This window comes from Bradyrhizobium hereditatis, from assembly GCF_020329435.1.
Lineage (GTDB): Bacteria > Pseudomonadota > Alphaproteobacteria > Rhizobiales > Xanthobacteraceae > Bradyrhizobium > Bradyrhizobium hereditatis.
Genome location: NZ_JAGKJK010000019.1, coordinates 88,825 through 101,732, shown reverse-complemented (window position 1 = coordinate 101,732; position 12,908 = coordinate 88,825). Strand labels below are relative to the sequence as shown.

Genomic DNA, 12,908 nt, shown 5'->3' with positions numbered 1-12,908 from the left:
CGTGTTCGCGATCATCGCCGCCAAAGATCTTCGCGAGCTGACCCGCGACGGGCGTCTGCTCTGGGCCGGAGGGCTGGTCGTCATGCTCATGCTGGTGGCTCTGGCGGCCGGATGGAATCGGCAGGTTCAGCTGAATAGCGAACGGTCGGCAGGCCAGGCCCTCGACTATAACGCCTGGCTTCACCAAGGCTATCGGCACCCGCACGATGCGGCGGAACAGGGCATGCACGTCTTCAAGCCTGAACCGTCGCTTGCCGTCTTCGATCCCGGCATTGGGCCGTTTGTTGGCTCGACCGTCTGGCTACAGGCGCATCGCCAGAGCGAGGTCAAGTTCAGGCCGGCCCAGGATGCAACCGGCTTGCAGCGGTTCGGCGAATTGTCGCCAGCCTGGCTTCTTCAGGTTTTGCTTCCCCTGCTCATTATCGTCATCGGCTTCAACTCTGCGAGCGATGAGCGCGAACGCGGAACGTTGCGCCAGTTGCTCAGCCTGGGCGCGCCTGCGCGGAGCCTTCTTTTCGGCAAAGCGGCAGCACTTGCGAGCTGCGTTGGCATTCTGATTGCTCCAGTCGGCCTTGCGTTTGCAGTACTCATCGTTGCTCGCCTACCCGCTGGAGAGCGCGTGGACGTGGTCTATCGGATCACGTGGCTCGCGGCGGGATACGGCCTCTATCTCGGCTTTTTCGTGTTTCTCACCCTGGCGGTATCAGCCCTCGCGCGTTCATCGCGGGCTGCCCTGGTCTTGCTCCTGGGCTTCTGGGTCGCAGCAACGCTGATTGCTCCGCGCACCGCCTCCGAAGCGACGAATTTGCTCTATCCCACGCCGTCCCGGCTCGACTTTGACGCTCAACTCACGCACGACATCGCGGATGCTGGCCGCAAGGCCTGGTCTGCCCATTTCGGTGCGCGAACGCAGTGGGATCCATCGGTTCCGCTCAGCAAGTGGGGCGCGGCGCTGAAAGTTGATGACGAGGCGGGTTACGGCGCACTTGATGAAAACTTCGGTAGGCTTTGGGACACATTCGAGCGTCAACAGCGCGCGCAAGGGTGGGTCGGCGTTGTTGCCCCCGTTGTTGCACTCCGCGGCTTCTCCATGGGCCTGGCGGGAACGGACTTTTCCCAACATCGCGACTTCTCGACCGCGGCCGAAGCCCAACGGCGGAAGATTCAGAACATTGTCAGCGAGGACTTGATCGAACACGCCGATCGCTTGGGTAATGCGCATTTCACAAGGCTGGCCCCGAGCTGTGGGCAAGCGTGCCGCAATTCAAGTACCAACTTCCGCCTGTGTCGTTTGCCTTGGCGCATCATTGGGCGAGCCTTGTGTTGCTTGCCGTGATGTTTTGCCTCTCCGTCGCGCTCGCGCAGTATGCGCTCACCCGTCCGCTGATGCGCTAGGCAGTCGAATGAAGACAATGCAACCTCGTCCGCTCTCCACCTTGTCGCTGGTCGTACTGCACGAGGCCCGCATCCTTGTCCGCGATCGCACGCTGCTGTTGGTGTGTTGCGTTCTGGCTCTCATGGTGGGTTACGGACTATTTGTGGGACTGGCGCAAGCAACGCTCCGGGAGCGCATGGTCGCTCAAGTCCTCAAACACGAACGGGAGACCCAAACGGCAAATAGCGGCACGCTCCAATCCGTTCTCGCCGGTCAAACCGCGCTGATACCGTTCGCCAATCCCGCGAACCCCGCTGCCATGGCCGGCACCTTGTCCGGGCGTTACGCCACAATGCCCAACGCACCGCTCGCGGCGCTGGCGATCGGTCAGTCGGACATGATGCCCAATTATTACCGCATCACCTATTTGAGCAAAGTTCAGTTCATGTACGACACTGAAATCGAAAATCCCTGGAATCTGCTCAGCGGGCACTTCGATCTCGCTTTCGTTATCGTATTCGTATTGCCTCTGCTGGTTACGACGCTCGGGTATAACCTACTGTCGGCAGAGCGCGAACATGGCACCTTGCGCATGCTTTGTTCGCAACCGCTTTCCGTCGCGACGTTGATGATTGGGAAAGTCGTCGTGCGCGTGCTTGCGCTGCTCGCGATCGTTATTCCCGTGCCGCTCGTGGTCCTGCTTTTGATCCGTCCCGAAGCCCGCAGCGCGGAGCAACTGGTCCTGATGTTGTCGTGGTCGGCGCTGGTGGCGGCGTATGGCTTGTTCTGGTTCGCGGTCGCGGCCTTGGTCAACACCTTTGGCCGCTCATCTTCGACCAATGCGTTGATCATGGTGGCACTCTGGACGATTTTTGTGCTCATCTTGCCGGTGACAATGAACCTTGCCGTGGGATTGGTTAGCCCGGCCCCCTCCCGCACCGAATTGGCCAGCCGCACGCGTGTCGCAACCGCCGAATCATTGCGCGAATACGAGGATCTCTACAGTGCGGATTATCGCTATGCCTCCGATCCGGAAGCACTACTGGTGAAAGACGAACGTATCGAAGTGCCTTCGCGCATGCGTGGATTTTTTTTGGCCAAACAAAAAGTCGACGAACAGATCGAGCCGCTTTTGAAACGTTTTGATCAGCAACTGCTGCAACAGCAAAAACTTGTCGATAGGCTGAGTTTGTTATCGCCTGCGATGCTCATCAACGAAGCGCTGACCTCTATCGCCGGCACCGATTCACGCCGTTTCCTCGCCTTCAAGGATCAGACAGAGGCTTTTCACAAAAGATGGCGGCAGTATTTCTCTCCCAGAATCCTGGAGAGCCGCGCCATGACCGTGCGTGACCTGTCATCATTGCCCCGGTGGCATTGGGTTGAGATGCCGGCAAGCGAAATCAGGTGGAGCATCTGGTGGCGGGCCATGTTGATGCTGGCGCTCGCGTCCGTACTTGGCGGCCTCGCGCTTGCGCGCTCGTCCCGCGGATCGATCGAATAACTCCTGACGCCTTACCCGCAAGATTGACCGATCGTGCCGCAAGCCATGGGGGTTAGCGTTCAGGCGTACCCGCGCATTCCGCGCACTCGCCCTCCACCTCGATCATCGGATGCCGGGGCCTGAAGCCGGTTGTTTTTGCTGCGCCCCGCAAGCCGCGCGCCACCAGTTCGGAGGCCGCCTCCTGAACCGCGCCACATTGCGCGCAAACCATGAAGACGACCGTTTCACCTTCTCCGTGCAGATGATCGCAGGCGAAATAGGCCGAGCGGGACGCCAGCCGATGGACGCACCCTGCCTCCTGCAGGAATTCGAGCGCACGGTAGACCTGCACGGCTTTGAGCTTTCGCGTATCGCTCACTTTCTCTGCGATCTCGTAGGCGCTCATCGGCTTGCCGGACGCCGCAAGCAAGGCAAGCACGCTTTGGCGCATCGGCGTGAACGGCACCCCTTTCGATAGTGCATACGAGCGGGCGCGAGACTCAACTGCGTCGCCATCGATGGGGTGACCATGCGTCTCTTCGTGCGCGCAAGTTCCGCGCGGATCTGGATTGCGATGCATTCCATCTCACCTTGACGGTGTAACAGTATAACAAGTATCGTGCTGTTACAACATTACACCCAGGATCGTTCATGACCAAGTCCCAAACGGGGGAGGACGCCCTGCTCCCCATCTCTGTTCCGTCCGGATTCCTCGGTAGCGGAAAGACGGCCATGGGCGAGGTCATCTTTGGGATCGACTTCACGTCCAAGCGCCGCGAGCGAATCTACGACGCAGACAAGGTCTGGTCCGGAGAACATACGATCCTGGATTTCACAGAGATCTAGGATGATTGCGCCCAGCCCCATTTCGCGACCAGGTTGCAAACAATTCAGGCTGAGCGAGCATCGCATGGACGTGATCATCAGGGAGACTAGGCACCGCGTTCGGTCAATCCGCGCCCCTTTTTCCGAGGATGCCTCGTTACGACCTTCGCAATCTGGGCTGCGTGGTCAATGCGTTCACTTTTGTCCCGGTTCGTTCAACTGCGGCTCGAATGCAACGATCATCGGAAAGCCCCAGGGTTCGGTGGCAACTGCGGCGCTTGACCTCGCCAAGAACCGTCCGGCGCCACCTCCCATCGAACAACTGGAACAACGAGAATACGACAGCTCATGCCCACCAAGTTAAGAACGGTCGTGCTTGCGGGAGTCATCTCGCTATCACCGCTTGCTGCTGGCGCCGCGTCGGCCAAGAAGCTCAATGTGGTCGCCAGCTTCTCGATTATTGGTGACTTTGCACGCCAAGTCGGCGGAGACCGTATCGATCTCAGGTCGCTTGTCGGGGCAAACGGCGATCCTCATGTTTACGAACCCAGGCCCGCAGACGTCCGAACTATTGCCGCCGCCGATATCGTGCTCGTCAACGGCCTTCAGTTCGAAGGCTTCTTGAGACGCCTTATCGAAGCGAGCCGAACAAAGGCGCCTGTTGTCGAGCTTACCAAAGGAATCCGGCCGCTCAAGAGCACGGAGCAAGCGCGCAACCACGGGCAGTCTGGCCATCACCATCATCACGGCGACTACGATCCCCATGCGTGGCAAGCGGTTCCGAATGCCCGGGTCTACGTCAAGAATATCGCAGACGCGTTCTGCTCGATCGATCCGCCTGGCTGCAACGCCTATGAGACGAATGCCAAAGCCTATGATGCGACTCTCAGCGCGCTCGATGACGAGATCAGAGCGACTATCGCAACCATCCCGCCACACAAGCGCGTTGTCATCACAGCGCATGAGGCATTCGGCTACTTCGCTCACGAATACGGTTTGACATTCCTCGCGCCAGAAGGCGTCTCAACAGACACCGAGACGTCAGCGTCCGGCATCGCCAGTCTCATCCGACAAATCAAGCGCGATAATGTCGCCGCGGTCTTCGTGGAGAACATCACCGATCCCCGTCTCGTGCAGCGTATTGCCGAGGAAACAAGGTCGAAGGTTGGTGGAGAGCTCTACTCCGATGCTTTGTCCCGATCCGACGGGCCGGCCGCCACCTACGTCGATATGATGAAGCACAATGTCTCGACAATTCGGATGGCCATCGCGCCTGACATTCCCTGACCGAACGCGCCTTGTTCGGGGTGCGAACGCTGTTCTGAAGGAAAGATCCGATGACCAATGTTCAAACCGGCACTGTCGTTGCCCTTTTCACGACGTTTGCCCTCAACTGCACTGCCGTGGCCAGCGAAAAGACGGCTTGGCGCTTGTTCGTCTCCGATCATTCCGAACCAATTGTCAATGCCATCGATCTCCTCAAGCAGGAAAAGATCGAAACCTTTGCCACTAAAGCGCCGGCTCGTCTCTACCGCAGCAAGACTGGACGAACGGTACTTGCGGTGCAGAAAGAGGCGGATTTGGTCACAGCGATCGACAGCGGCATTTCATTTGAAGACCATGGCGATCACGGTCATATCAAAGTCAAACCTCCGCGACCGCTGTCTATCGCTATCGCAACGGCAAGATACTTCGATAGGAGAATTGGATCCGATGCCATCGAGATCTATCCTTCCGAGTAACCTCTTTCTCTTCTGCCTTTCTGTCACCGCCATCGCGACGTTGGCGTCGGCGCGAACATTTGCCGCTGAGCAACCATCGGACATTCCAGCTTGGCTCCAGGCGCATGTCGGCGAAGGCGAGAGCAAGATCGCACTACCGGTGTTGCAGAGGGCACGCGCGCTTTACCTGCGAAAGGTGAGCGAAGGAGCGGTGCGAAATCCCTGCTACTTCGCCATGGACGCGACGCGTCCCAACACTTTGAACGATGGCGAATTGGGTCGCCGGTTTTACGTTATATGTGAATCAGACCGATCGTTTCGCGCAGTTTCGGCGGGTCACGGCGGCGGTCGCAACTTGAAAGGCATCGCGGATTTCGCGAACGGAAGACGGTGTGCGAAGAACTTCAGCAACGCGATGGATACCAACCTGACAGCCGGCGGAGCATATGTAACGAGCGAAATGAAAACGTCTTTCAAAGGCTACTACCGCGTCTCAGCGAGGCGATCCGCGGTTTTGACACGTTCGTTTGTTCAGTTTGACGGCGAAGGTGAGACCGCAAATGCCAGGCAACGCGAGATCGGCGGGCATGCGGCCGTCTCATTGAGGGGAGTGTGCCTTCGTAAAGACCCGCGCAGCCCCTACGCAAACGACGACGGTTACGTTCCGCTTGGAACGCTGGTGGAGTACGCTGGCGGTCGCAGTAATGGCTGCACCAGCTGGTCGACATCGGACGCCCGGCAAATTCTCGCGATGGTGAAGGACGATGCGACGACCCTATATATCTATCCTGGCGCAGCCGACATTGTCGCGGTCGCGCAAGCGGTAGCGATCGGTCGTTCACCATCGCACACCGGACCATATTGGAACGCATCTTGCCTGAAAGAAATCGGCGCTCCGAAGTTTTGGCCACGACAAACAATCGAGCCGATCCTCGCTCAGTACAAGAGGGATCATCCGGCGCCCCCGTCACGGCCGATCCCGATTTGCAAGGTACCCTGACGTTTGTTTCTTGTCTCTCGTGCTGTAAATTGCGTAACTCAAGCGCACCGCGGCGACTCAATTACGACAGCAATTCGTTAGATGAAGGCGCAGTTTTGAGAATCTTGATAGCAAGCTGCGAACCTTCGTGATCAATGCGACACCCGACAACTGGCGTGGACGAGAGCGGGCGCAAGTTTGCTTACCCACGGTATCCTTGAGACACGCGAGAGGAGCAGCGTTCTTGTTGGATAGGGTTCGGGATAGGCGCAGGCTCGTAAGGGCCGCGGTCAGCACGACGGAGATACTGATTTTCTTGCGATGCAGGCAAGGGCGACCGCAAGATGACAACGTCTCCTTTTTGAGCGTGAGATGCATGCACTCATGACGGCCGTTCTGTTGCGGATAGCCCAGCTTGATACGTTCGATCGCAATGCCAAGCCGAAGCCACTACACCAACAGCTTTGAGAGGTTGAACAAGGCATTGGGACAACGGCACGCCATTGTCGGATCGGATGGCAAGCGGCAGACCGCGTTCGCGGAACAGCCGCTCGAAGGCAGTAATGGCAGAGTCTTCGCGCGTTGAGTCCAGTCAAGATCGCTGACGGTCAGCGGGTAACAGTACCCGCCATTCCCGAGCTTGAACTCGCCCTTGAAGTCGGCGCACCACAGATCATTGGGAAGCGTCCCCTGCGACAGCAGCGTGCCGTGCGCGGTGGCGCGGCCCGCCGCTGCGCTTGACCAGGCCGTGGCAGTCGAGCACCGCGTGAATGCTGCTTTTGGCGCGGGAACCCTGACGTCGCCATCGAGCCGGCGCACCAGCAGCTCGCGGATCTTGCGGGTGCCCCAGTGCGGCTTCTCGCTTATTTTTGTCCCCGATGTAATCCGCCGAACTCTTCGCGAGCCACACCGTTGGACCTCAGAGATTTGGGACCAGCGCGAGCCTCACGAAGCGCCCGATCATCGCATTGATCTGTTCTGGGACCTCGAGCTGGCAGAAATGGCCAGATCCGACGGTCTGCCCGGCGTTGAGCTGCGGAATGATGTCTTTCAGACGCGGCATGTCCGATCTCGGAGAGGGTTCATTCGCGGCGATATAGAGAGATGGGACCGTGATGCGACCCCGCGCTTCAACCGCGTCGTAGTCGGCCAGTCCCTGATAGGCTGCGGTCATCACATGCTGCGGCGCACCGGACATGAGATCCAGGATGCCAGCCTTGCGGACGCGGTCGTCGCTTGGCAAGAACAAGACGGACTCGATGAAGTGGCGCAAGGTGTTCACGTAGTCTGAACGCTGGAGCTTTTCGATAAACAGTGGGATGTTCTGCCGCGCAGCAGCTGGCAAGACGATGGCCGAGTCCAGCATCACGATAGCGGCCGGCAGATTCGGATAGCGCGCCGCGATATCGAAGGCGACGATTCCACCCATGCTGTGCCCCACCAGAATCGGCTTCGACAAGTTCAGCTCGCCGCACATCCAGGCGACGTCATCGGCGAACACCTTGATGGGATAGGGCTGCCGCGGCTTGTCGCTCAAGCCATGTCCACGCAGATCGGGAGAAATGATCTGGTGACCGAGCTTGGAAAAATAGTCTGCTTGCGGTGAAAGAAAAGTGCGATCACAGCACCAGCCATGGATCAGCACGACCGGCTGCCCGCGACCTTCCGTCCTCTCAAAATGAAACGTGACACTCTGTCTCTGCAGGAATGGCATTTTAACCTCACCGCTCGAACAATGATGGCAGGTAGCCATCGATAAACTTCCGATCGTCGGCAACGCAACTCATCCGGCCTCACCAGCGAGGTGATCGAGGCCGATCGCCGAGAGTCCAATGTTGTTGCGTCGGGCCAAAGCACGATGTCGCCGCACCGGATCCTTCGCGTTGAGCAAACCGAAACAGAAACCGCTCCAGGTGGGTCGCCGAAGCCCTCCATTGAATGTTGTCGGAGAACCGGAGCTTGATTGGCGCAATCGAAGCGGTGTTCGCCTAGAGGCGAACACCGCATGTCCCGTTGCATAGGTTCACATTCCATACAGGATCTTCAGCTCGCCACTCGCGCGAAGCGCGATGACAATGCCATCAGCGGGCAAGTACACCTTCTCGAGCTTGGCCGACGAGAGCTGTCCCTCCATCCGGAAACCATCTTTCAACGGCCGGGTGAGCTTTGCGTTCGCGGCGTTGAGTAGGTTCTCATAGGCAATCTCATAGTCGACGCTCATCTTGTCGCGCAACTGCGCTATGAGGGGATCGATCACGGCCGCGATGCCCTCGTCACTCGTTGCCGCGGCAAGGTCAGAGAGACGGACGGCATGACCGTCGGCATCCACCTGTAGCGCGGCGGTGAGATATGTCCATTGACCGGCATTCGCATCCGTGTTGGTCGCCTTGGCGACGCGCAGACCGACGACCAGCTTGCCCGATGACGGATAGACCTCGACGTCCTGGATGGACATTCCCGCTACGGGTGCCACTGCGGTGACGGCCTGGGTGATCTTGTCCTTGAGCACGTCATAACCGATCCGTACCGGAAGAATGACCTCGAAGGTACCGGGCTCACTGACGTCGTGGCCGAGCGGCGGCAGCGCGGTGGCGGTCACTGCGGGCGGCTGTTGCCCGACGAAGGTTTCGGCAGAGCCGGAAAGCTCGAGCGAGCCGCGCAGCACTCTGGAATCGGCACGGACGCCAGCAAACGCCGCTTTTTGCGGCGTCAGCTGCAGCCAGACTTGCGGATTGTCCGAAAGCTCGACAGGCTCGAAAGCATCCCGCCAGGCCCTCGCGGCCTTGTCGTGCAGATCGAGCCGCCGAGCCGCGGCAAGCGCTCGCTCTCGGACATGGGCGAGCTGGCTTCGAATTCGCGGCTCGGCATAGTTCGCGAGCGGAATCTCCCGGCCGAGGACATGCAGAACGGGAGGCTCGCTCCAGCGAAAACCGTCGCTGAAGTTCAGGTCGAGCGACCAGTCGCGTGTCAATTGCGGACGCGCTTCGGCTTCGATCGTGGCGCTGGCTTCAGTCTCGCCGTGGATGCGCGCGGTGAAGCGATTGGCACCTTGCCCTTCGAGCGCACCATAGATCGGCACCGAACCATAGACGCGGTCACCCCGCCCGTAGACCGAGACCGCCCCCGATCGCTCCACAAAGCCGTAGATGTCGCAATTGGCGTTGATCTGGAAAAAGAGCACCCGACGATGCACGCAGCTCACGCGCTCGTCGATCGACGCGAGCCGTCGCGGAATGTCTTCCTCGATGTCGGACGCCAGCGCCCGCAAGCTGAACTCGATTGTGGCCGAAATCCGCGAATCCGTGGTGAACGGTGAGACCGTATCGGGAGCCAAGGGCGGCTTGTCCGCCGCGAATGCGGACGAGCAGAGACCTATAAGCGCCAGCGCCGCGAGACCTGCGCGCGCCGATCGCCCGAAGGCAACGCGGCGTTTCTCAATACATGTTGTCGAATGTAAAATCATGACACGTTACCTCAATCCTTTGAAGAGATCAGCTTGGTCGATCGATACTGGCTTGTTCAGCGGCGGTGCTTTTCACCACCACGGGGGTGAAACTCATCGCCAGACATGGCGCGTCCCCCAGGGCCGGAAGACCTGCGCGCGCGAGCGCATGGCTTCCCACCTGGCCTCGTCCCGTGGCGGCTCGAGATCTCGACGCTCCGGCATCGCACGATCTGCCCGCCGCTCGTCGCCGTTCTGTCTGAACTCGCCTTCAGGCCTCTCCGGGAGAGCCGGCGCACTTCTCCTGGCGGCATCGTCCGCATCACCTTCTGTCCGGCGAAACGCGTCCGGCCGCTGGATGTCGGCGCGATTCCCGAGCACACCGTCGTGCTGGGGATTGGCACGATTCCCGAAGAAGTCGCCATGATGGGCATCAGCGCGGTTGCGGAAAGCATCGCGAGCGGCCGCCTCGTTGGCGCGGCCGAAACGCTGCGCTACGCTGGCGTTGGGATAAGGAACATCATGACGATGCGCCGGATTGTGAATCCAGGTATTGTCGGTAATGTCGATGTTGGCGTGATTGAAGATGTTATAGCGGTTGACGTTGATGATCACGTTGTGATTCCACCAGTCGCAGCCGCCCCAGATCGCCGCGCCGACTGCAATGCCTGCCGTAAACGACACGACGTTGCTTGCGACGAACCCGGGGGGCGACCAATAGAAGGGCGGATAAGCCGGATAGTCCCACCCGCCATACACCACCGCCGGATTGTAGACCGGAAAGTAATAGACATTGGGATTGACGGGCTCGATCACGATCGGCCGCGGCGCGCCGGAGGCGACGACGTCAGTCGGCGTCGGCGCTGTCGTGACCACCTGCTGCGGCGTTGATTGCAAATTTCCGGCCGCTTGCGCTTCGGCACGAAGCTTTTGCACGGCATCGAGCACGTCCTGCTGCTGCGCGAGAAACGCATCGCCGAGCTGCTGCGTCCAGTCGAGCTTGTCGTTCATCATTTCGAGTGTCTGCGGCACGGCGGTAAGGGCCTTGACGCTCGGGTCCCACGATTGCGATTGCATCGCATCCTGAAGCGCCGTCCCCTTGACGCCGGAATTGTCGTGCGACCAGCGCGCCGCCTCGATCACCTCCAACGGGTAGGTCGATGCCATGAGGATCTGCATCAGCAGCGGATCCGGATAGAGCGCAATTGGTGCGACGAGCTGCTCGATCTGCGCTTCGGAAAATGACGCTTGAGTCTGCGCGTGGCTCTGGATCTGAGCCGGGGCGGTCGTGTCTTGCGCGCGAGCGGGCGCGGTTGCGAAGCTCGAAACGAGCACGAGTGGCACGGCACACGAAGCGAGCCGGCGCATTCTCACTGCAATCTTGTTGGTCATCTCTGTTCTCCTTTGGCCGCGGCGCAACTGGTGCGTACGCGGCCAGCAATTTCGGTGCGAATGGCTACTCGTTCAGAGACAGATGCGCTGGCCGTTACGCCAGAAGCATCCGGAGCCGCGGCGATAGGCATAGACGTTGCCATATCGTCCGACGGCCACCGCCCCGTTGGGCCCGATGCCAACCGCGCCGTACGGGCTTGCACAAGCAGCGCGATAGACGCCCCTCACACAGGTGAAGGCGCTGGCATCGGAAACGCTCAGGACAACGCCGAGCATGCTTGCGGTCGCAATGGCGGCATACTTCGGCTTGAGCGAAGCAAGGATGGACACGCCGCGAGCGAAATTCGTCCTCATGGTCTTCATGGCTAGGTTCCTTTCAATGGACACGCGACATCGGGTCGCGATGCCACGACAGTCGGCCGGTTCTCGATGTTTGAAACTGGGGCTTCGGGCGATCGTGTTACCTTGGCCACGAACGCGAGAGACAAATGCGGCAGACGAGGATCGAAAACAAATACCGCTTCAATATGCAGGTATCGCCGCGCCCTATGGCTGCGTTTGCGACAGGCCTCCCGGCAGGAAATACGCGCAAATGGCCGACTATCATGCGCCCCCCCTGGTATACCTGCTTCAGTTCACATCAATGTGTTTTGTTCGTCACGCACCCTGCCTTTCTCGGCTACGTCAGGCGCGTCCCGGCTTGCCCAAAGCGGCGGCACGATGGAAGATGTCCTGGAGGGCCGGGATAAGGACAATATGCAATTCCGCCAGCTCCGATACTTCGTCAAAATTGTTGAAGCCGGCAGCTTTTCTCGCGCGGCAACGATCGTCCACGTTGCACAGCCTGCCTTGAGCCAGCAGATTGCCGACCTGGAGGAGCGGCTAGGCGTCACGCTTCTCCAACGCGGCGCGAGAGGTATACGGCCGACTGCATCGGGACAAATGCTTTACAAGGAAGCGTCGGCGATCCTGCATCAGCTTGACCGGCTGCCGGGGATCGTTCGTTCGAGCACCGGAGAGCCGGAAGGAACGGTCAACCTGGGGTTTGTATCCTCACTGGCTCCACGGCTGGTGGGCTTTTTGGAAGAAGGCCGCGCAGCTTTCCCGAAGGTGATCATCCGGCTGTCTGATGGCGATAGCCTCACCCTCGAAAGCAAAATCGCGTCGACGTCCGTTGATATTGCGATACTTTATGAAGACGCATTCACCACCGCGCTGACGCGCAAGCCGCTTTTCAGACAGAAGCTTTTTCTCGTCTCGTGCAAGCCGGTCGCAGATCGGGACAATTTCATCTCTCTCGAGCGGGTTGCCGAACTGCCGCTTGTGCTGCCAGGCGCCACCAACGGTCGCCGTGTCTTGATCGAGCGAGTATTCGCTGAAGCGAAACTTAAGCCGAATATCGTTTTGGAAGCCGACTCCCTTGTTAGCGAAATGTGGGCGGCTCGAAACGAGGTCGGTTGCACGATCCTGCCCGTGGGCGACCTGTCTAACTTCGGGCCTGATGCTTTTGCAAGACCAGCCCTGATCGAACCAGCGATCTATCTTACTTGTTCAATCGTCTATTCCGCTGATTTTCCGCTTACCATCGCAGGCGAGGCGGTGTGCGACTTTCTCGTCGACTTTATCGAGCGCCGCGTGCGCCAGACGGATATGCCAGGCGCCGAATGGATCGCCAAGAGCTGAGTTCGGCC

At 59.6% G+C, this 12,908-nt stretch carries 12 protein-coding genes and 1 pseudogene; 7 read left to right on the top strand and 6 right to left on the bottom strand.

What is annotated here, in order from left to right; genetic code table 11:
• Position 1 precedes the first annotated feature (1 nt).
• Both J6524_RS31680 and J6524_RS31675 read left to right on the top strand, forming a co-directional pair.
• Positions 2-1,336 (top strand): ABC transporter permease subunit, encoded by a 1,335-nt coding sequence (locus tag J6524_RS31680; RefSeq protein ID WP_225677818.1) that lies wholly within the window; start codon positions 2-4, stop codon positions 1,334-1,336.
• A gap of 67 nt (positions 1,337-1,403) precedes the next feature.
• Positions 1,404-2,879: a DUF3526 domain-containing protein gene (locus J6524_RS31675; protein WP_225677817.1), complete on the top strand. Its 1,476-nt coding sequence runs from the start codon at positions 1,404-1,406 to the stop codon at positions 2,877-2,879.
• Between the two features lie 52 nt (positions 2,880-2,931).
• Here the strand turns inward: J6524_RS31675 and J6524_RS31670 are convergent, their stop codons facing one another.
• On the bottom strand, positions 2,932-3,438 hold the full coding sequence (locus J6524_RS31670) for a Fur family transcriptional regulator (protein ID WP_225677816.1): 507 nt from the start codon (positions 3,436-3,438) through the stop codon (positions 2,932-2,934).
• Between the two features lie 71 nt (positions 3,439-3,509).
• On the opposite strand from J6524_RS31670, the gene J6524_RS31665 reads away from it, so the two are divergent.
• The 4 genes from J6524_RS31665 to J6524_RS31650 all read left to right on the top strand — a co-directional run bounded on the left by J6524_RS31665 (position 3,510) and on the right by J6524_RS31650 (position 6,404).
• The gene (locus tag J6524_RS31665) at positions 3,510-3,704 is read left to right on the top strand and encodes a hypothetical protein (RefSeq protein WP_225677815.1); all 195 of its coding nucleotides are present in this window, start codon (positions 3,510-3,512) and stop codon (positions 3,702-3,704) included.
• Between the two features lie 327 nt (positions 3,705-4,031).
• Positions 4,032-4,970 carry a zinc ABC transporter substrate-binding protein AztC gene (aztC, locus tag J6524_RS31660; RefSeq protein WP_225677814.1) on the top strand — a complete coding sequence of 313 codons (939 nt, stop codon included), beginning with the start codon at positions 4,032-4,034 and terminating at the stop codon, positions 4,968-4,970.
• Positions 4,971-5,020: 50 nt separating this feature from the next.
• Positions 5,021-5,425, top strand: a complete 405-nt coding sequence (locus J6524_RS31655; RefSeq protein ID WP_225677813.1) for a hypothetical protein — start codon at positions 5,021-5,023, stop codon at positions 5,423-5,425.
• Positions 5,397-6,404, top strand: a complete 1,008-nt coding sequence (locus J6524_RS31650; protein ID WP_225677812.1) for a murein L,D-transpeptidase catalytic domain family protein — start codon at positions 5,397-5,399, stop codon at positions 6,402-6,404. Before J6524_RS31655 ends, J6524_RS31650 begins: the two co-directional genes overlap by 29 nt.
• Positions 6,405-6,698: 294 nt before the next feature.
• Here the strand turns inward: J6524_RS31650 and J6524_RS31645 are convergent.
• The 5 genes and pseudogenes from J6524_RS31645 to J6524_RS31625 form a co-directional block, all read right to left on the bottom strand.
• A pseudogene (locus J6524_RS31645) lies at positions 6,699-7,244 on the bottom strand (transposase family protein); the annotation flags it as partial.
• Positions 7,245-7,302: 58 nt separating this feature from the next.
• Positions 7,303-8,097, bottom strand: a complete 795-nt coding sequence (locus J6524_RS31640) for an alpha/beta fold hydrolase (protein WP_225677811.1) — start codon at positions 8,095-8,097, stop codon at positions 7,303-7,305.
• Positions 8,098-8,406: 309 nt separating this feature from the next.
• Positions 8,407-9,846 carry a DUF4403 family protein gene (locus J6524_RS31635; RefSeq protein WP_225677810.1) on the bottom strand — a complete coding sequence of 480 codons (1,440 nt, stop codon included), beginning with the start codon at positions 9,844-9,846 and terminating at the stop codon, positions 8,407-8,409.
• Between the two features lie 93 nt (positions 9,847-9,939).
• Complete coding sequence (locus J6524_RS31630) at positions 9,940-11,217, bottom strand: DUF3300 domain-containing protein (protein ID WP_225677809.1); 1,278 nt, start codon at positions 11,215-11,217, stop codon at positions 9,940-9,942.
• Between the two features lie 72 nt (positions 11,218-11,289).
• Positions 11,290-11,580 (bottom strand): hypothetical protein, encoded by a 291-nt coding sequence (locus J6524_RS31625; protein WP_225677808.1) that lies wholly within the window; start codon positions 11,578-11,580, stop codon positions 11,290-11,292.
• Positions 11,581-11,937: 357 nt separating this feature from the next.
• Here J6524_RS31625 and J6524_RS31620 point away from each other — a divergent pair, with 357 nt between their 5' ends.
• The gene (locus tag J6524_RS31620; RefSeq protein WP_225677807.1) at positions 11,938-12,900 is read left to right on the top strand and encodes a LysR substrate-binding domain-containing protein; all 963 of its coding nucleotides are present in this window, start codon (positions 11,938-11,940) and stop codon (positions 12,898-12,900) included.
• Positions 12,901-12,908 lie beyond the last annotated feature (8 nt).